This is a genomic window from endosymbiont of Riftia pachyptila (vent Ph05) (genome assembly GCF_000224455.1).
Classification (GTDB): Bacteria; Pseudomonadota; Gammaproteobacteria; order Chromatiales; family Chromatiaceae; genus Endoriftia; species Endoriftia persephonae.
The window spans coordinates 34,129-53,028 of record NZ_AFOC01000009.1; the positions used below are offsets into that span (position 1 = coordinate 34,129).

Annotated in this window: 16 protein-coding genes and 3 pseudogenes; 17 read left to right on the forward strand and 2 right to left on the reverse strand. The window is 58.2% G+C overall.

Annotation, left to right across the window (positions count from 1 at the left end; genetic code table 11):
- The first annotated feature begins 19 nt into the window (after positions 1–19).
- Positions 20–757: a pyridoxine 5'-phosphate synthase gene (gene pdxJ, locus RIFP1SYM_RS02500; protein ID WP_005959070.1), complete on the forward strand. Its 738-nt coding sequence runs from the start codon at positions 20–22 to the stop codon at positions 755–757.
- 7 nt (positions 758–764) lie between these two features.
- Here the strand turns inward: pdxJ and RIFP1SYM_RS02505 are convergent, their stop codons facing one another.
- The gene (locus tag RIFP1SYM_RS02505) at positions 765–3,479 is read right to left on the reverse strand and encodes an ATP-binding protein (RefSeq protein ID WP_005959071.1); all 2,715 of its coding nucleotides are present in this window, start codon (positions 3,477–3,479) and stop codon (positions 765–767) included.
- A gap of 182 nt (positions 3,480–3,661) precedes the next feature.
- Between RIFP1SYM_RS02505 and cysM the strand changes: the two are divergent.
- The 9 genes and pseudogenes from cysM to RIFP1SYM_RS02550 all read left to right on the forward strand — a co-directional run bounded on the left by cysM (position 3,662) and on the right by RIFP1SYM_RS02550 (position 12,938).
- A pseudogene (cysM, locus tag RIFP1SYM_RS02510) lies at positions 3,662–4,554 on the forward strand (cysteine synthase CysM).
- The gene (locus RIFP1SYM_RS02515) at positions 4,535–6,646 is read left to right on the forward strand and encodes a translocation/assembly module TamB domain-containing protein (protein WP_005959074.1); all 2,112 of its coding nucleotides are present in this window, start codon (positions 4,535–4,537) and stop codon (positions 6,644–6,646) included. Before cysM ends, RIFP1SYM_RS02515 begins: the two are co-directional and overlap by 20 nt.
- Positions 6,647–6,807: 161 nt before the next feature.
- On the forward strand, positions 6,808–7,269 hold the full coding sequence (locus RIFP1SYM_RS02520) for a YdbL family probable chaperone protein (RefSeq protein ID WP_005959075.1): 462 nt from the start codon (positions 6,808–6,810) through the stop codon (positions 7,267–7,269).
- A gap of 136 nt (positions 7,270–7,405) precedes the next feature.
- Positions 7,406–8,739, forward strand: a pseudogene (gene rlmD, locus RIFP1SYM_RS02525) (23S rRNA (uracil(1939)-C(5))-methyltransferase RlmD).
- Between the two features lie 3 nt (positions 8,740–8,742).
- Complete coding sequence (locus RIFP1SYM_RS02530; protein WP_005959077.1) at positions 8,743–9,210, forward strand: CYTH domain-containing protein; 468 nt, start codon at positions 8,743–8,745, stop codon at positions 9,208–9,210.
- Positions 9,211–9,219: 9 nt separating this feature from the next.
- Positions 9,220–10,722: an ABC transporter substrate-binding protein gene (locus RIFP1SYM_RS02535; protein WP_005959078.1), complete on the forward strand. Its 1,503-nt coding sequence runs from the start codon at positions 9,220–9,222 to the stop codon at positions 10,720–10,722.
- Complete coding sequence (locus tag RIFP1SYM_RS02540) at positions 10,719–11,225, forward strand: L,D-transpeptidase (protein ID WP_005959079.1); 507 nt, start codon at positions 10,719–10,721, stop codon at positions 11,223–11,225. The genes RIFP1SYM_RS02535 and RIFP1SYM_RS02540 overlap by 4 nt, the downstream gene beginning before the upstream one ends.
- Positions 11,218–12,141 carry a nickel ABC transporter permease gene (gene nikB, locus RIFP1SYM_RS02545; RefSeq protein ID WP_005959080.1) on the forward strand — a complete coding sequence of 308 codons (924 nt, stop codon included), beginning with the start codon at positions 11,218–11,220 and terminating at the stop codon, positions 12,139–12,141. Before RIFP1SYM_RS02540 ends, nikB begins: the two co-directional genes overlap by 8 nt.
- A complete protein-coding gene (locus RIFP1SYM_RS02550; protein WP_006474431.1) occupies positions 12,141–12,938 on the forward strand; it encodes an ABC transporter permease in 798 nt (265 codons plus the stop codon). Before nikB ends, RIFP1SYM_RS02550 begins: the two co-directional genes overlap by 1 nt.
- Here the strand turns inward: RIFP1SYM_RS02550 and RIFP1SYM_RS02555 are convergent.
- Positions 12,931–13,308, reverse strand: coding sequence for a flagellar basal body-associated FliL family protein (locus RIFP1SYM_RS02555; RefSeq protein WP_240991618.1), 378 nt, complete (start codon positions 13,306–13,308; stop codon positions 12,931–12,933). The two genes, RIFP1SYM_RS02550 and RIFP1SYM_RS02555, sit on opposite strands and share 8 nt — an antisense overlap.
- A gap of 143 nt (positions 13,309–13,451) precedes the next feature.
- Between RIFP1SYM_RS02555 and nagZ the strand changes: the two genes are divergently transcribed.
- From nagZ to RIFP1SYM_RS02590, 7 genes and pseudogenes are all read left to right on the forward strand, one after another.
- The gene (gene nagZ / locus RIFP1SYM_RS02560) at positions 13,452–14,501 is read left to right on the forward strand and encodes a beta-N-acetylhexosaminidase (RefSeq protein WP_005959083.1); all 1,050 of its coding nucleotides are present in this window, start codon (positions 13,452–13,454) and stop codon (positions 14,499–14,501) included.
- A 16-nt stretch (positions 14,502–14,517) separates the two neighbouring features.
- Entirely contained in the window at positions 14,518–15,075 is a 558-nt protein-coding gene (locus RIFP1SYM_RS02565; RefSeq protein ID WP_005959084.1) for a hypoxanthine-guanine phosphoribosyltransferase, read from the forward strand.
- A 249-nt stretch (positions 15,076–15,324) separates the two neighbouring features.
- Entirely contained in the window at positions 15,325–15,774 is a 450-nt protein-coding gene (locus RIFP1SYM_RS02570) for a hemerythrin domain-containing protein (RefSeq protein WP_006474433.1), read from the forward strand.
- Between the two features lie 213 nt (positions 15,775–15,987).
- Entirely contained in the window at positions 15,988–16,593 is a 606-nt protein-coding gene (locus tag RIFP1SYM_RS02575) for a peroxiredoxin (protein WP_005959086.1), read from the forward strand.
- Between the two features lie 134 nt (positions 16,594–16,727).
- A complete protein-coding gene (locus tag RIFP1SYM_RS02580) occupies positions 16,728–17,474 on the forward strand; it encodes an S-methyl-5'-thioinosine phosphorylase (protein WP_005959087.1) in 747 nt (248 codons plus the stop codon).
- Positions 17,475–17,506: 32 nt separating this feature from the next.
- Positions 17,507–18,202 (forward strand): SH3 domain-containing protein, encoded by a 696-nt coding sequence (locus tag RIFP1SYM_RS02585; protein ID WP_138921796.1) that lies wholly within the window; start codon positions 17,507–17,509, stop codon positions 18,200–18,202.
- A 133-nt stretch (positions 18,203–18,335) separates the two neighbouring features.
- Positions 18,336–18,900 (forward strand): annotated as a pseudogene (locus tag RIFP1SYM_RS02590) (hypothetical protein); the annotation flags it as partial.

The following is an 18,900-nucleotide window of genomic DNA, read 5'->3' on the forward strand; positions in this document are numbered from 1 at the left end:
ACATTTTGAAGGACTGGGAATGAGCAGAGAGCGAGAGATTTTGCTGGGGGTCAATATCGATCATGTGGCGACCCTGCGTCAGGCCCGAGGCACCCGCTATCCGGAGCCAGTGCAGGCGGCGCTGGTGGCCGAGCAGGCAGGGGCTGATGCCATTACCCTGCATCTGCGGGAGGATCGGCGCCACATCCAAGACCGGGATGTGGAGATCCTCTCAGGCATGCTGCAGACCCGCATGAACCTGGAGATGGCGGCCACCGCCGAAATGGCGGCAATTGCCTCCCGATTTCGTCCCGCCGACTGCTGCCTGGTGCCGGAACGTCGCGAGGAGTTGACCACGGAGGGGGGGCTTGAGGTCGCTGCAAACCAGGATTACATGACCGATTACTGCGCAGAACTAAAGGAGGCGGGGATCCGTGTCTCTCTGTTTATCGATGCAGACCCCAGTCAGCTCGATGCAGCCGTGGCGGTGGGTGCGCCGGTGGTGGAGATCCATACCGGGCACTATGCGGACGCCGCCAACCCCCAGCAACGTCAGACAGAGCTGGAGCGAATTATCCAGGCAGTGGAGTATGGCAACAGCCTGGGTCTGCAGGTCAACGCCGGACATGGCCTCGACTACCATAACGTCAAGCCGATTCTGGCGATCGAGCAGATCCGGGAGTTGAACATCGGTCACTCGATCATCAGCCGTGCGGTATTCAGCGGCCTGGCCGCGGCGGTGGCCGAGATGAAACAGCTGTTGCTGCAGAGGCCCTGAATCGAGCTCAGCTCTGCTGCGTCATGCGCAGGATCAGCGCATCCAGCTCACCAAGCAGCTCAGTGGTGCGGGTGGCCGAGTCGGCATCCGCCGCCAGTTCCAGCCTGGTCAGCAGCTGATCAAGGGCCACCGCTGCACAGTATCGTGCCGAGCCGCGGGTCTTGTGGGCGCTCTCTCGCAACCCCATCCAGTCCCGTGCAGCGACTTTTTGACTGAGTTCCTGCTGTGCCCCTGGTAGCTCTTTGAGCAGGGACGCATACATCTCCTGAGCCAGCTCCGGATTGCCTCCGGCGATGGAGAGGGCGCGCTCAGTGTCCCGCAGCGGACTCTCCTTTTGATCGTGCACCTCAGGCGGTTGGCTGACCAGTAACGGGCGTTCGGGCAGGGTATGGCTGGTGATCTGATCGATCAGCTCCCACAGACGTAGCTCTTCCAGCGGCTTCATCAGACAGGCATCCATCCCCGACTCAAGGGCGTGGTTGAAGTTCTGTGGCAACACGTCGGCAGTCAGACCGACGATTGGCAGATGGCTATCTTCCGACTCCTGCTGTCGCAAGCGGATCGTGGCCTCCACTCCATCGATCTTTGGCATGTGGATATCCATCAGGATCAGGTCAAAGGCGGCCTGGCAGGCTACGATCTCCAGCACCTCTTCGCCATCGTGGGCTAGCACCACCTCGGCACCGGTGCGCTTCAACAGCTCTTCGATCAAGTGGAGGTTGATCTCATTGTCGTCTGCCACAAGCGCCCGCAGGCCAGGGTAGCTGGGGATGGCCATTGGTTCCGTCTCGACGGCCAGGCTCGGATAACCTGAGTGGATCGGGAGTTGCAGCAGTTTGCGAAAACTGCGCTGCAGCAGTTGGATTGGGGTTGGTTTTGACAGACACTCGTCGCTCCCAAGGGCGCGAATCTCATCCAATACCGCTTGGTCCGACGAACTGATCAGCGTGATCATCGGGATGTTGGCAATATTGCGTAGCCGCAGCACCAGCGCCTTTACACTCTCATCCAGTAAATCCCGACGGGAGAATCCGAGCAGGATCGCATCCAGCAGCAGGGGCTGGGCCTGGATCGCCGCCAGCAGTTCATCCGCGGTATAGAAACGCTCGACACTGGCACCCAGTAGAGTCAGACGGTGCTGATTGGCGGTGCCCGCCAGTTTATGGCTGTCGTAGCAGGCGATGCGTTTTCCCTGTAGCAGCTGGGGATAGCGGGTTGACTGGCCATCTGCCTCATAGGGCAGGCTTAGCTGCACCGTGAAAGTGGAGCCCTTGCCCTGCTCGCTCTGCATGGAGATGGAGCCGTTCATGACCTTCACCAGACGGTTGCAGATGGAGAGACCGAGGCCGGTACCTCCATAGATGCGTGAGGCGGACAACATGCCCTGATTGAAGGGTTCAAAGAGCTGTGGTTGTAACTCGTCGGGAATGCCGATGCCGCTGTCCTGTACCGAGATCGCGAGGGTGCACTGTTGATCGTCTTCATCCTCCAACATCACACGTACAATGATCTCTCCGTGGGAGGTGAATTTGATCGCATTTCCCACCAGGTTAATCAGGATCTGGCGGATCCGTGAGATGTCGCCAATCAGCAGATCGGGCACATCATTGTAGACCAGTATCACGATCTCAAGCCCCTTTTCATGGGCTCCTGGGGCGAGCAGCGCCACACAATCCTCGATATTCTCGCGCAGTCTAAAGTTGGCTACCTCCAGTGAAAACTGGCGGGTCTCGAGACGGGAGAAGTCGAGGATGTCATTGATGATCTGCAGCAGACTCGAGGCCGAGCGATGGATAGTATTGGTGTAGTCGAGCTGCAGCTCGTTGAGCCCTGAGTTCTTCAGCAGGTTCACAAATCCCAGGATGCCGTTCATCGGCGTGCGGATCTCATGACTCATGTTGGCCAGGAACTCGGACTTTACCTGGTTCGCCTCCAGCGCCCGTTTGCGTGCCAGATCGAGCTCCACATTGCGCACCTCCAGCGCCTCCATGGTCTGCATCAGGTCTGAGGTGGCCTGCTCGACCTGCTGCTGTAGATCCGCCTGACTGGTCTTCAAGTGTGCGATCATCTGATTGAAGACGACCTCGAGACGCCCCAACTCACCGGTTGAGCGTTCCACTACACTGCTGGAGAGGTCGCCCTTTTCGATCCGATTGACCACCTCCATCATTCCCTCGATGGGGCGGGTTACCCCCCTGCCCAGGACGATGGCGAGCAGGATGGCCGACAGCAGTCCAACCAGGCTCAGGCCAAAGCCATTGATCAGAAGATGGGCCTTTTTCAGGGTGGAGGGGCCTGGATCGAACAACAGCCGCACCTCACCGATATCTGTGTCGGCACTGGTTATCGGTGCGCTGAATCGGCTCGGATGCTGGGAGAAGAAAAAATTCTCGATGGTGTTGAAATGGCGAGCGGGCTCCAGCTCGCGAATCTTGATGCGTCCATTGCGATCGCCGATAATCACCCCAACCACTTCATGGTGCTGCAGGAATTGCTGTGCCAGTTGTTGCAGGCGATCCACATCCTGTTGTCTTAACGGCATGATGCTCAGCGCCGCAAGCTCTTGGGTCATCGACCCGGCCCGCTGCTTGAAATCCGCCTCGATCTCGTTGAAGCGGGTTTCAAGTAGATACCAGCCCAATAGCAGGGAGAGCATGACAACAGGGATGACCGCTAGAGCAAAGATCCGTCGGCGAATCCATGAAAATTTTTGGTTTATCAAGCCTCGAACGCCTCCACGCCCTAAACGGTTGTTAATCCACTCATCAAAATACTCGCATCTGACCCGCTTTGATTGTAACTTGAACGGCTAAATCTAGCGTCACTGGTTTCTGTCTCTGTTCCCTGGAAAGGGTAGAATTTCCAACCAGCTAACATTCTGACACGCAGCTATCTAATCCCGACATGCTCTACAAAACCATCGAAGATTTCATCGGCAACACTCCGCTGGTGCGGCTGCAGCGCCTTCCAGGCGACACCAGCAATACCCTGCTGGTCAAGCTAGAGGGCAATAATCCTGCCGGATCGGTCAAAGATCGGCCGGCCCTGAGCATGATCCGCCAAGCCGAGGCACGAGGCCAGATCAAGCCCGGCGACACCCTGATCGAGGCCACCAGCGGTAACACCGGCATCGCACTGGCGATGGCGGCGGCAATCAGCGGTTACCGCATGATCCTGGTGATGCCGGAGAACATGAGCATGGAGCGCCGCGCAGTGATGAAGGCCTACGGCGCGGAACTGGTGTTGACCCCCAAAGAGGGCAGCATGGAGGCGGCCATCGACAAGGCTCGGGAGCTGGAGGGAGAGGGGGTGGGCCTGATCCTCGACCAGTTCTCCAATATCGACAACCCGGCATCCCACAGCGCCGGCACCGGCCCGGAAATCTGGCGCGACACCAGCGGCGAGATCACCCACTTTGTCAGCGCCATGGGCACCACTGGCACCATCATGGGCGCCTCCCGCTATCTCAAGTCACAGAACCCGGCGATCGAGATCGTCGGTGTGCAGCCCCAGGAGGGGCGAGCATCCCCGGTATTCGCCGCTGGCCTGAGGCCTATCTGCCAAAGATCTACGATGCCAGCCGGGTCGACCGGATCATCGACGTCTCCCAGGAGGCGGCCGAGCAGACCACTCGCGAGCTGGCAGCGCGAGAGGGGATCTTCTGCGGCATCTCTTCTGGTGGTGCGGTGGCGGCGGCGCTGGAGCTGTCGAAGCAGGTGAGCGATGCGGTTATCGTCACGATCATCTGCGATCGTGGTGACCGCTACCTCTCCACCAATGTCTTTCCTGCGGAGTAGGCAGAGCCTGCTCCTGGCCGCCCTGTTGGGCGGTTTACTGTTTGCACTTCTGTTTCACTCGATCTTTGCCAGCGGCCGGTTGACGCTGCAGCTCGGCAGTCTCGCCGCTCCCGGCTGGAGCGCCGAAGGGATCAACCTGCAACTGCTCCAACCAGCGCCCGGCCGGGAAAACTTCCTGATCAGCATCGCCAAGCTCCACCTGCCTGGCCTCGCGCAGCCACTGCAGCAGTTGAGTTTTAAATGCAGCAACGGACGCCTGCAGGGGCGACAGTTGGAGTGTCCCTCGGTTCGCATCGGCTTCGATCACCCCCTGCTGGGTCGGCAGCAGAGCACGGGCAGTCTGTTGATGGATCTGCAGCAGCCACATCTTCAGGCAAGACTGAACCGGCTCCGGCTGGCAGACGGCACTGCCCGAATTGAGCTGCAACTCGATGCACAGGGTTGGCAGGCGACGGTCGACGCCAAGGCGCTGCAGCTACAGCAGCTGACCAAACTCACCGCCGCTGCAGGCATCCCAGTCAATCTGGCCGAATGGTCACTGCAGAGCCAGATCGATGCACAGCTCGAACTCACTGGAAGCCAGCAAAAACTCACCCAGATCAGCGGCTCCATCGGATTGAGAGAGACCAGCTTCAGTGACGCGGATGGAACCTATCTTGCGGAAGGGTTGCAGGGGAGCATTGCGGGGCAGATTGGTGCTGTTGCGGCTGGCTGGCAGGGGAGTCTGGCACTGCAGCTCGATGGGGGAGAGGCCCTAACGCCATTTCTCTATGCGAATCTGGCAGACCACCCCCTCCATCTCAGTGGCGATTTTCGACTGGATGAGGCGGGGGATCAGCTCGAACTCATCTCTCTGCACCATCGACAGGGGCAACTGATCGATCTCTCCCTGGATGGCCGCTTCAGCCTGGGTGAGCACGCCAAGGTCGAGCAACTGGCTCTGCAACTGGAGCCAGTGGCGCTTGGCGATCTGCATCGCGAGTTGTTGCAACCGGTGCTGCTCGGCACCCCCTGGGAGCGACTCACCCTGCAGGGTTCGCTCAGCGGCAGCCTGCAGCTGCATCCAGGTCACTCCCGCCTGGATGCAATACTCGAAGGGGGGCAGTGGGACGACCAGGCTGACGGCATCAATCAGCGTCGGCTGGGCCTGCAGGGGGTTGATGGCCATCTGCACTGGAGCCAGGGCGGGCCTGCCGTCGCCTCCTGGCTGCGCTGGCAGGGTGGCCACCTACTGGAGCGGATTCCCATCGGTCCGGGCCGGCTCGATTTCACTCTCACCGGACAACGTTTTCAGCTCGAGCAGCCGAGCCAGATTCCAGTATTGGATGGCGCGCTGCAGCTGGAGCAGCTGATCCTGCAGGTGGATGGCGATGAGCCGCAGCTGCAGTTTGACGGCTTTCTCACTCCGATCTCAATGGCCAGTCTGAGCCAGGCGCTGGAGTGGCCACCACTGTCGGGTAAGCTCTCTGGCATGATCCCGGGGATGAACTACGCGAACGGCAGCCTGAGCATCGATGGCACGCTGCTGGTTAAGGTGTTCGATGGCGATATCCTGATCCGAGACCTGCAGCTGCAGGATCTGTTGGGTGTCTATCCCAGATTGCAGGCCGATATTGAGATGCAGGGGCTCGATCTGGAGACCCTCACCAGAACCTTCTCCTTTGGCCGCATCACCGGCCGGCTCGATGGTTACATGCGTGAACTACAGATGGAGGCGTGGAGGCCAGTCAGCTTCGACGCCTTCTTCCACACACCCGAAGATGACGACTCGCGCCGCCGGATCAGCCAGCAGGCAGTGGATAACATCTCCAACCTTGGCGGTAGCGGCATCTCCGGTTCTCTGGCACGCTCCTTCCTGCGTTTTTTCGAGGAGTTTGGCTACAGTCGTCTGGGTATCGGCTGTCGACTGCAGGCGGGCGTCTGTCAGATGAGTGGTGTCGGTGAGACGGATCGGGGCTACTATCTGGTGGAGGGCGGTGGCATCCCCCGCATCGATGTGATCGGCTACAATCGCACTGCCAATTGGGATAGCCTGCTCGAGCAGTTGAAAGGGATCACCCAGTCAGGTGGTGCTGCGCCGGTGATCCAGTAGTAAATGAAGATGGAGTCGATGATGAAGAGCTTAAGATTGGCAGCGTTTGCGTTCGGTGTACTGTTCCTGGCGCCTGTGTCACCATCAATATCTACTTTCCGGCCGCTGAGGCACAGCAGGCAGCGGAGGAGATCGTCAAGGATATCCTCGGCAAGGAGAAGGTGGATAAACCTGGCAAAGACGACCAGTCGATGCGGCTCCCCGGCCGCCATCAGTTTATTGTGATCAACCCGCTGGAGTGGCTGATTCCCAGCGCTCAGGCGGCGGCCACGCCCGATTTCAATATCAACACCCCCACAGTGCGTAAGCTGCAGGCGGCGATGAAGCAGCGTCATGGCGCTTTGGTCGCCTTCTATAAGAACGGTGCCATCGGCTTCACCAACAAGGCGCTGGTGGGTGTACGGCAGCAGTCGGCAGTGCCATTGAAACAGCGCAGCCATCTGAAAAAACTGGTGGCCGCCGAGAACCGCGAGCGCAACCAGCTCTATCAGGAGATTGCCAAGGCCAACGGCCATCCGGAGTGGGAGACCGATGTGCGTAACATCTTTGCCCGCACCTGGATTAAAGAGGCCGCTGCCGGCTGGTGGTATCAGGATGCCGGCGGCAATTGGAAACAGAAGTAGGGGTGTTGCGCGCAGCGCGAATGGCCCAATGCCCTCGATTCGCGCTACAAGCAGCGCTCCTGCGGGTTTGCCGCTTTTGTGCCACCCCTCGACTCGGCGTAGAATCGAGCGCTTTTCAGCCGAGAAGGTAAATACTATGGGGCGATCGCGCCGCAGAAAGAAGCTGCCTGCCGAGCCGGTAGAGGCAAACATCGAATCCATGAGCCACGACGGCAAGGGCGTGGTCCACATCGAGGGCAAGGCCACCTTTCTGGTGGGCGGACTACCCGGCGAGCGGGTGCGCTTTCTCTATACTCAACAGCGCCGCAAATATGACGAAGGTCGGGTGGTCGAGGTGTTGCAGGCCTCCCCGGAGCGGGTCGAACCTCGCTGCGCTCAGTTCGGTATCTGTGGCGGCTGCAGTCTGCAGCATCAGGCGCCGGCGGCGCAGATCCAGACCAAACAGCAGGCATTGCTTGATGCCCTCGAGCATCTCGGCAAGGTGGAACCTGAAACGGTACTGGAGCCGTTGCTCAATGAGACCCCCTGGGGCTACCGACGCAAGGCGCGTCTCGGCGTGCGCGATGTACCGAAGAAGGGCAAGGTGCTGATCGGTTTCCGCGAGCGCGGCTCCTCGTTTATCGCCGACATTGAACAGTGCCACATCCTCCATCCCCGGGTCGGGCAACTGCTGCCGCAGTTGAGCCAGTTGATCGAGGGCCTCAGCGTCAAGCGGCAAGTCCCGCAGATCGAGATGGCGATGGGGGATGAGACCCTGGTGCTGATCTTCCGCATCCTCGAGTCGCTGAACGAGGCCGACCGGCAGGCCTTGGCGCAGTTCGGCGCTGAGCACCAGATTGAAATCTATATTCAGGAGGGAGGACTCGACACCATCCAGCCACTCTCTGGCATTCCCGCCGATCTCAACTATCGGCTGCCCGACTTCGACCTCAGCCTCGACTTTCTGCCCATCGACTTCACTCAGGTCAACACCGGCATCAACCGGCAGATGGTGTCGCGGGTGGTGGAGATGCTCGACCCCGGTGCCAATGAGCGGGTGCTCGATCTCTTCTGCGGGTTGGGCAACTTCACCCTGCCGCTGGCGCGCCGTGCCGGTGAGGTGGTCGGCGTGGAGGGAGATGCCGGCCTGGTGACGCGGGGCCGCGCCAATGCCAAGCGCAACGGCATCGACAACGTCGACTACTTCACTGCCAACCTCTACGAGCCGCTGGAGCAGGAACCCTGGCTGCTGCAGCGCTTTGACAAGGCGCTGCTCGATCCACCCCGCAGCGGCGCCCAGGAGGTGCTGGAGCATCTGCCAAAGCTGGGGGTGGAGCGGATCGTCTACGTCTCCTGCTATCCAGGCACNTGGCGCGGGATGCGGGCATCCTCTGCCATCAGCATGGCTATCGGCTGGTTTCCGCGGGGGTCATGGATATGTTCCCCCACACCGCCCATGTGGAGTCGATCGCACTCTTCGAAAAGGGATGACAGATGGGATTAGAAATAGAACGTAAGTTTTTGGTTAAAAATGATAAATGGAAGTCAGATGTGGTCTCAGAGCAGGCCATCAAGCAAGGCTATATTGCCAATCTGCCGAACGCTAGCGTGCGCGTCAGGTTGAAGGGAGAGAAGGCGCTGCTGACCCTCAAGGGGGCCGCCAAGGGCATCAGCCGCAGCGAGTTCGAGTATTCAATCCCACGCTCGGAGGGGGAGGCGATGCTGGCGGAGCTGGTGGATGGCCCGGTCATCGACAAGATTCGCTACCGGGTGCGCTGCGGTGCGCATATCTGGGATCTGGATCTGTTCCACGGCGACAACGCCGGTCTGGTGATGGCGGAGATCGAGTTGCAGCAGGAGAATGAGAGCTTCCAGATGCCGGAGTGGGCCGGGGAAGAGGTCTCGGATGATCCGCGCTACTATAACGCCAGTCTGGTGAAACACCCCTACAAAAGTTGGTGAGCGCAGGGCGTGTTTGCTCGCCTCCTGCTCTCGCTTGGGCTGATTCTGTCGCTGAGTGGCTGTGAGCAGCCAGCGGATCCCGACCGCATCCGCTTTGGCATCGCCTCGGCCCCGCTCAATCTCGATCCCCGTTTCGCCACCGACGCCACCTCGGAGCGCATCAACCGGCTGCTTTATCAACGGCTGATCGATTTTGATGCGCGGGGCATGCCGATGCCTGGCATCGCCAGCTGGCAGCAGTTAAGCCCATACCACTACCGTTTCACCCTGCTGTCGCCACGTCCTCGCTTCAGCGATGGGGCTACCCTGAGTGCTGCGGATGTAGCCGCCACTTACCGTTTTGTGCTCGATCTAGAAAACGGTTCACCGCATCGCTCCGCACTTGCGCTGATCGAACAGATTGCGGTGGTGGATCAGGAGACGATCGATTTTCATCTCGCGCGGGCCGATGCGCTGTTTCCCGCCTACCTGGTGCTGGGCATCCTGCCGGAGCGGCTGATCCAATCGGCTCACGACTTCCACCAACAGCCGCTGGGTAGCGGTCCATTTCAGTTTCTCTCCTACCCAGGGCCAGGGCAGTTGCTGCTGGAGCGGCGCAGTGACGGCCAGCGGATCGAGCTGGTTGAGGTGAAGAACCCCACGGTGCGGCTGCTGAAGCTGCTGCGTGGCGAGATCGACCTGTTGCAGAACGATCTCTCTCCAGAATTGCTGGGCCTGTTGCGGGAGGAGCGCGAGGTTCGGGTCGATGCTCGTCCAGGCAGCAATTTCAGCTACATCGGCCTGAATCTGGCCGATCCGCTGACCGGCAATCCGCTGATCCGCCAGGCGCTTGCCCACGGCATCGACCGGGCTGCGATTATCCAACATCTGTTCCGTGGCGATGCGCGACCAGCAGAGACGATTTTTCCTCCGGAACACTGGGCCGGGACCGCTGAGCTGCCGCCCTATGTTTACGATCCGGAGCGTGCCCGCGCACTGCTCCGGGAGGCGGGCTTCGGGCCGGATCGACCGCTCAGGCTCAGCTACAAAACATCCAGCGATCCGTTTCGGCTCAGGCTGGCGGTGATCCTGCAAAGTCAGTTACGGCACATTGGGGTGGAAATCGAGATCCACAGTTACGACTGGGGTACCTTCTTTGGCGACATCAAGGCGGGGCGATTTCAGCTCTACTCGCTCAGCTGGGTTGGCGTGCGCACACCGGATATCTTCCGCTACATCTTCGCCAGCGACTCGCTGCCGCCGGGCGGCGCCAACCGGGGCCGCTACGCCAGTCCGGAGGTCGATCGGCTGATCGACCAGGCGGAAGGCACTGAAAACCTGCAGCAGCGGGCGCTGCGCTATAGGCAGATCGAACAGATCCTGCATCAGGATCTGCCCTATATTCCACTCTGGTATGAGCATCAGTACAGCGCCAGCGCTGAGCGGCTGGAGGGCTATCGGCTAATGGCCGACGGCAACTATGATGGGTTACAGAATGTTGTGTTGAACCTGGAGCAGAGGGAGCGGCAGTGACCGACAGGCGAATCCTGATCGATATTGCACAGCAGTCGTTGAGGTTGCTGGAGGGGGAGAACCTGCTGCAGCGCTATCCGGTCTCCACCGCCTTGAACGGTGTCGGCGAGTTCAACGGCAGCGGCTGCACCCCCCGTGGGCATCACCATATCCGGATCAGGATCGGGGCAGGCTGCCCAGCCGACACGGTATTTGTCGGGCGGCGGCCCACCGGGGAGCGATACACCCCGGCGCTGGCCGAGGCCTTCCCTGAACGGGACTGGATCCTGGGGCGGATCCTCTGGCTGACCGGGGATGAGCCAGGGCGCAACCGGGGTGGGCAGGTCGACAGCCTGTGCCGCTTCATCTATATCCACGGCGCTCCAGATTCTGAGCCGATGGGGGCACCCCGCTCGCATGGCTGCATCCGCATGCGCTGCGCGGATCTGCTGGAACTCTTTGAGCAGGTCAGGGCAGGGACACCGGTGGAGATCCTCGAATCAAACGAGGTGTGCGGTGGCTGAGCGCCTGCTCTCCCGGCTGCTGAGCATGCTGCTGGTGATGTTCGGCGTGGTCAGCCTGGTGTTTCTGCTGATCCATCTGGTGCCGGGCGATCCGGTAGATGTGATGTTGGGGGAGTCAGCCCTGCCGGCCGACCGGGAGGCGCTACGTCAATCCCTAGGGCTTGACCACCCCCTCTCGCAGCAGTGGTTCGACTATCTCGCCTCTCTGACACAATTTGATCTGGGGCAATCACTCCACTCCAAACAGCCGGTTACTCAGCTGCTCGCCCAACGTATTCCGGCGACCCTGCAGCTGGCCGCGGTGGCGCTGCTCTGTGCGCTGCTGATTGCTCTGCCGCTGGGGATGATGGCGGCAGTCCGGCGTGGCACGGGCTGGGATTGGGGGGCGATGGGGATGTCGATGCTGGGAGTCTCGATCCCCAACTTCTGGCTCGGACCGATGCTGATCCTGCTGTTTTCGCTCTGGCTCGGCTGGACCCCGGTGAGCGGCCGCAACGGCCTGACCAGTGTCATTCTGCCGGCGATCACTCTCGGCAGCGCCTTTGCTGCGGTGCTGGCGCGGATGGTCAGGAGCACCCTGCTGGAGGTGTTGGGTGAGGACTATATCCGCACCGCCCGGGCCAAGGGGGTGGGGGAGGGGCGGCTGATCGGCCTGCATGCGCTGCGCAACGCCAGCCTGCCACTGCTGACGATTATCGGCCTGCAACTGGGGGCGCTGCTGGGTGGGGCAGTGGTAACTGAGGTGGTGTTCGACTGGCCGGGGGTGGGCTCGCTGATGATCGACGCCATCCAGAAGCGGGACTATCCAGTGCTGCAGGGGTGTGTGCTTTTCATCAGCCTTGCCTATCTGCTAGTGAACAACCTGACCGACCTGCTCTATCAGCTGGTCGACCCGCGCATCCGAGCCACCGATTGATGCGGTCTGGCTCGACCTTTCCGTTGCTGGTGCTGCTGACCTGGGTGCTTGCTGCCTTGGGCGCGCCTCTGTTCAGCCTGACGCCTAACGAGGTCGGATTGCAGAGAATCCTTGAGCCGCCGGGGGCTGTGGCCTGGTTCGGTTTCGATGATCTGGGCCGACCACTGTTTGACCGCCTGATCGCCGGAGCGCAATCGTCACTGCTGGTGGCCGCCGCCGTTGTCACCAGCTCGGCGCTCATCGGCATCCTGGTTGGCCTGTTGGCGGGCTACCTCGGCGGCTGGGTCGACCTGTTGCTGGTGCGTCTGATCGATGTGTTTCTCGCCTTTCCCGGCATCCTGCTGGCGATCGCGCTGGCGGCGGTGATGGGGCCGGGATTGGATAATCTGATCATTGCTCTTGCTGCGGTGGGATGGGTGGGCTACGCCCGGCTAGCCCGTGCCCAGGCCCTGTCGCTGCGCCAGCGGGAGTATGTAACAGCGGCGATCGCGCTGGGCAGTCGCACCCCGTACATCCTGCTACACCATCTTCTACCGCTGATGAGCGCACCGCTGATCATTGAGGCGACCTTCGGTGTGGCTGGGGTGGTGGTGGCGGAAGCGGGGCTCTCGTTTCTCGGCCTGGGGGTGCAGCCGCCGGATGCCTCCTGGGGCAATATGATTAGGGATGGCGCGGGCTATATGCTGGTGGCACCGCATATGGTGTTGGCGCCGGGGCTGGCGATGTCGCTGGTGGTACTCAGCCTCAACCTGCTGGGCGACCAGCTGAGGGATCGTTTAGACAGTCGCGCTATTTGACATAGTAAGTAGTGAAGTAGAGGGCCTGCACGCTGTCGCTGCCGGCTATCTTCTTCATCACTCGGCTGACTGATTCGAGCGCCTGTTTGCGCAGTTGTTCTTTGCCTTGTGAGGTCTTGATCACCTTGCCATCTTGCTCGCTCAGCAGCAGAAGCAGTTCATGGCGGATTGCCGGGCCGTGCAACCTCATCTGCTCCAGAAAATCTTCATCTTTCGTCATCAACTGCACATCACAGCGGATATATTTCCCCCCTTTGGCCAGGTTGGCGACCAGTGAGGGGCTGATTTCGTAGTAGAGGACCGAGCCTGAAGAACCATCCTCTCCTGCCTTGAGCGGAGTGGCAAAGAGTCCAGCTGAGAACAGGATCAAGCAGGCGATTTGCATCAAGAGGTGTTTTCTGAACATTTTCCAACCTGTCAGGTTCTAGTTTGTAGAGTGTGATGAAACGTTTTCCCTGTCTCCCCCTTTGCGGCATACTGCCGTGAAAGTTAAAGGAAAAAGCCAAACTAAATATGACACTTGGTCCGGTAATGCTCGATGTCGAGGGCACGCAACTCTCGGCGGAAGATCGCGAATTGTTGAACCATCCGGCCTGCGGCGGCGTGATCCTGTTCAGCCGAAATTTTCAGAATCCAGAGCAGATCCGACAGCTGACAGCCGAGATCCATGCGCTGCGTGAGCCCCATCTGCTGATCGCGGTGGACCACGAAGGCGGGCGAGTACAGCGTTTTCGGGAGGGCTTCAGCTCTCTGCCTGCGGCGGCTTGGTATGGTGAGAACTACCGCGAGAAGTCGCAACTCGGTCTCTCTTTGGCAGAGCAGGGGGGCTGGCTGATGGCCGCTGAACTTCGTTCTGTGGGTGTTGATTTCAGTTTTGCCCCGGTGCTCGATCTGGATATGGGGGTGAGCGAGGTGATTGGGGATCGCGCATTCTCGTCCAGTCCGGAAGTGGTCGCCGATCTAGCTCGGGCCTGGATGAGGGGCGTTCATCGGGCCGGCATGGCCGCCGTGGGTAAGCATTTTCCCGGACATGGGGCGGTCAGGGCCGACTCCCATCATGCGCTGCCGGTGGATCAGCGCCGGCTGGAAGACATCGAGATCGATGATCTGCGCCCATTTGAGCGGATGATCCACGCGGGTCTTGAAGCGATCATGCCAGCGCATGTGGTCTACCCAAAGGTAGACCGGAATCTGGCCGGCTTCTCCCCCTTCTGGTTGCAACAGATCTTGCGCAAACGGCTCGGTTTTCAGGGGGTTATCTTCAGCGATGACCTGAGCATGGCGGCAGCTGAAGAGGCCGGCTCATTTGGTGAACGGGCGCTGGCCGCCCGCGCCGCAGGATGCGATATGGTGCTGGTCTGTAACAATCGGCAGGCAGCAGTTCAAGTATTGGAACAGCTGCGGGAGGATATGGATCCGGTGTCCCATCTGCGGCTGGTGCGGATGCATGGTCGCGGCGACATAACCTCTGAGTCTCTGCATCTGGATCCTGAGTGGAAAACGGCGGTCAACCGGCTCGTTCAGGCTGAAGACGGTGCTAGTCTTGATCTGAATTTCAATTGATAGTGGAGTAACAGAGGTGGCAAAAATCTCCCAGGAAGAGGCGGCTGAGGTTCTGGCAACCGCTGATCTTCTCTATTCCCCGGATGAGGTGGAGCGGACCCTCGATCGCATGGCGATGGAGATCACTGGACGGCTAGGGGGGCACGACCCGATCATTCTCTGCGTTTTGAACGGGGCGCTCATTCCCTCCGGACACTTGCTTACCCGGTTGGGGTTTCCGTTACGCCAGGACTATATCCATGCAACCCGCTACAGGGGGGAGACCAGCGGCGGTGCGGAGTTGAAGTGGATCGGTCATCCCTCGACCGCATTGGAAGGTGAGACGATTCTCGTCATCGATGACATCCTGGACGAAGGTATCACTCTTAAGGCGATTGTCGAGGCCTGCCAGAAAGCGGGTGCAAAAGAGGTGTTCAGTGCCGTCCTGGTGGAGAAACGTCACGACCGAAGCAACGGCTTCAAGGCTGATTTTGTCGGACTTGAGGTAGAGGATCGCTATGTTTTTGGCTATGGAATGGACTACAAAGATTATCTGCGTAACGCGCATGGCATCTATGCAGTAAAAGATGGCTAAATAACCTTGCAGACTATCTAGGGAAATCCCTTAACAACATATCTTTCCGGCTAGGGGTTTCCCTTCAAGAATTCCAAAAAACTCTAATAAAATTAAATACCTATTGCCATTTCCGTGGTTTTGTTTCACTATCTCTCCATCGGGTAGAAACCGGCAGAGACCGATAGCTCCCCAAACACAACGATTCCCGGATATGCCGTTGCTTTTTTTAGGGGGCATCCGGGCTACGATCAGATGGAGGATGTAGAAGTGAATATGATCGATTCGATTGAAGGACGCCATGCCGAGATGCTGCAGATTATCTCTGACCTCAGGGCTATGATGACCATGCAGCAGCTGAAGATCCTGCCCACGGCAAAGACTGCCCATCAGCTGATATGTGAACTGTCGGACAAGATGAAGGCGCACATTGCTGATCAGGACGCGGGGATCTACCCTGATCTGCTGGTTCACGAGGATGCGAAGCTGAAGTCAATGGCCTGGGGCTTTATCAACGGCCAGAAACCGATGCGCAGCCAGTTCGATGCGTATCATCAAAAGTGGTTGAAAGAGTGCGACTTCAACTTTACCGAGGAGTTCCTTAGCGATACGCATGAACTCTTTAAAATGATCGAGGAGCGGATCGAACGCGAGACAAAGGTACTGGTACCGACGCTTAGATCAGCCGGCATGTACGAGCAGTCGATCGCCGCACATTAGGGAGCGACAGATGTCGTTGAGAAGGGGGCTGACGGCCCCTTTTCTAGTATCTAGAATAAAAAGTTATGGGTGCATATGAATATTTAATGAAAATTTAGAATCCTTCTATTCTAATTCCCGACAAAAACACTTATGATTTCCGTTCGAGTTTAGAGGCCAGTCATCGTTTCGATGGTTGGTCAGATTCCAGTCAACCCATGAGGAGGAACAACCGTGGGCGTACTTGTTGGCCGCGAGGCACCTGATTTTACCGCACCCGCTGTGCTGGGCGACGGAACCATCGTCGACACTTTTAACTTCAAAGAAACTACTGATGGCAAATACTCCGTCATCTTCTTTTATCCGCTGGATTTCACCTTTGTTTGCCCTTCTGAGCTGATTGCTTTTGATCATCGCCTCGATGAGTTCAAAAAGCGCGGTGTCGAAGTCATCGGTGTCTCTGTCGACTCCCACTTCACTCACAATGCATGGCGCAATACCCCGGTCAATGACGGTGGTATTGGTGCTGTGGGTTACCCGCTGATTGCCGACCTCGATCACGCCATCTGTAAGTCCTTCGATGTGGAAACTCCGAATGGTCGCGTTGCCTTCCGCGGTTCCTTTTTGATCGACAAGAGTGGCGTGGTTCGTCATCAGGTCATCAACGATCTGCCCCTGGGCCGTAACATTGACGAGATGCTACGGATGATCGATGCGCTGCAGTTTACTGAAGAGCACGGTGAAGTCTGCCCGGCGGGCTGGAAAGAAGGCGATGCAGGCATGAAAGGCACCCCCGATGGCGTGGCAGAATATCTGGATGCGCATGCTGATGAGCTCTGATTGAGACGCCATGAGCGCTTCATGAAGCCGGCTGGATATCCAGCCGGCTTTTTTGCGTTTACACAGGCGAGTATGTTTGCCTGGCGGCTCGGGTTACAATCCGAGGTTCTTGATGACCGCTGGACAGAAAAATAATGGCAAAACTGGCAATAATCGGGGGAACTGGGCTCAACAAGATGTCGGATTTTCATGTCATCCGAAGAGAGGTTGTCCATACGCCTTTTGGTGAACCCTCTGCGGCACTGACTCATGGCGTGTTAACTGATAACGAGGTCATCTTTTTACCCCGGCATGGTCCCGCTCACAACATTCCCCCCCATAAAGTCAACTATCGGGCAAACCTCTGGGCCTTGAAACACATTGGTGTCGACAGGGTGATCGGTGTCGCCGCTGTTGGTGGTATTAGCGCTGAAATGTCGCCAGGACGGGTGATTATTCCAGACCAGATTATCGATTACACTTACGGGCGAGACCATACGCTGTTTGAGTATGACCTGAATCAGGTCACTCATATCGACTTTACTCAACCCTACTGCGAACAGCTGCGCAAGCGACTCATTGTTGCGGGCATCACGACCGGACAAAATATTGCAGATACCGGTACCTATGGAGTGACCCAAGGTCCCAGACTGGAGACAGCAAAAGAGATCTCCCGCATGGAGAGAGATGGCTGTGATCTGGTGGGGATGACCGGGATGCCGGAGACCTCCTTGGCCCGTGAACTCGATCTGTGCTACGCAAGTTGCGCAGTTGTCGCCAACTGGGCGGCAGGCAAGGGTGATCAGCCGATCAGCATGGAAGAGATCGAGAAAAACCTGCTGGTGGGTATGCGCAATGTTAGGGCGCTCCTGGAAAATCTGCTTCAAACCTCTCAAACCTGATCTTTTCAAGGTACGCGAGATTGGATAGCGAAATGACAGCTGACCGCACAAGCAGTCCCCGCTTTTTTACCAGCCTAATCTGGGCACTTCTCTTTTTGCCCATATCCAGTCCAATTTTTGCTGCCTCAGAGACAGTGGAGGAGGGGCTTGATGCTCTACGTCAAGGCAATTTTGCCGAGGCGTTCTGCATTTGGCGACCATTGGCAAATGCAGGCGATGCTGAGGCTGCCTATAATCTGGGCTGGCTCTATGCTAACGGTAATGGCCTCCGGGTTGATGTGGAGAAAGCTATCCGTTGGTGGGAAGCTGCGGCCATGCAAGGCCATCTTGAGGCCCAATTTACCCTTGGACTCACCTATACAACCGGGGAGGGCATCAAAAAAGATACCGAAGCCGCATTGCGCTGGTTTCTGAAGGCAGCACGTGGCGGACAAACCGATGCTCAGGAGATCATCAGAGAGTTTGTACAAGTTGGTAGCTCGCTGGTGGACGAGCACCTCAATGGCATTCTTCAGCTCCCCTGGATCGGGGATAGACTTCGTGTGAAGGTGAAGCGCGCTAATCTGCGCGCTGGTCCAGGAACTGGCAATGAGATTGTCGAAACTGTGACTGAAGGTTCAGAATTGGTCGAGATCGGCCACCATGGCAACTGGTCGTATATCATCAATCCTGATACGAAAAAACGCGGTTGGATCGCCGATTGGCTTACCGTAAGAACGACTCCGTAAGCAAAATCACTTTCCATCTCTCCGGATAATATTAGAACACTCTGATCTGAAATTCGGAGATTCATTTACCTATCAGGAGCCGGCTGATACGATTGCCCGCATCAGTATTTTTCGAATCTGGAGTTAAATCGCCATGGCTGATACGGAAGAGAAAGAACTGGGCCCTGATTCCGCTGACTTGGCTCCCCCAGCGGAGGAGGCTACAGCGAAGAAGAAGGTAAGCAAGAAAAAAGCTGCAAAGAAGAAAACGGCAAAGAAGAAGGTCGCCAAAAAGGTGGCCGTTAAAAAGAAAGCCTCAAAGAAAAAAGTGGCGAAAAAGAGGGTTGCAAAAAGTCAGGCATCCAGCACGGATTCTTCAGATAGCCCCCAAGCAGATAAAAAAACTGCCGCCTTAGTAGCTGTTGCCTCCATTAGTCAGAAATCTGACACAACCACAACACAGACATCTGAGATGGTTGTAGGGCAAGTGCAATCCTCTCAAGGGAGGAAGAAACCGGATTCGCCAGTTGAAGCGAGTCAGGAAATTGAGACTCCCGCCCCTGCAAACTCCCATTCATCGACAACTATCAAGCAAAAGGAGAGCCCCCCAATGTCGTCTACAGAGAGTTCATCATCTTCCGGATTCTGGATGAAGGTGGTTGTGGCACTATTGATAATCATAGTCGCTTTCGCCTACATCCGGTCCTTGGCTAAGAATC

Excerpts from the sequence above, each read along its gene's own strand:
- pdxJ (WP_005959070.1), top strand. The coding sequence starts at position 20 with ATGAGCAGAGAGCGAGAGATTTTGCTGGGGGTCAATATCGATCATGTG.
- RIFP1SYM_RS02515 (WP_005959074.1), top strand. The coding sequence starts at position 4,535 with ATGTCTTTCCTGCGGAGTAGGCAGAGCCTGCTCCTGGCCGCCCTGTTG.
- RIFP1SYM_RS02530 (WP_005959077.1), top strand. The coding sequence starts at position 8,743 with ATGGGATTAGAAATAGAACGTAAGTTTTTGGTTAAAAATGATAAATGG.
- RIFP1SYM_RS02550 (WP_006474431.1), top strand. The coding sequence starts at position 12,141 with ATGCGGTCTGGCTCGACCTTTCCGTTGCTGGTGCTGCTGACCTGGGTG.
- nagZ (WP_005959083.1), top strand. The coding sequence starts at position 13,452 with ATGACACTTGGTCCGGTAATGCTCGATGTCGAGGGCACGCAACTCTCG.
- RIFP1SYM_RS02580 (WP_005959087.1), top strand. The coding sequence starts at position 16,728 with ATGGCAAAACTGGCAATAATCGGGGGAACTGGGCTCAACAAGATGTCG.
- RIFP1SYM_RS02585 (WP_138921796.1), top strand. The coding sequence starts at position 17,507 with ATGACAGCTGACCGCACAAGCAGTCCCCGCTTTTTTACCAGCCTAATC.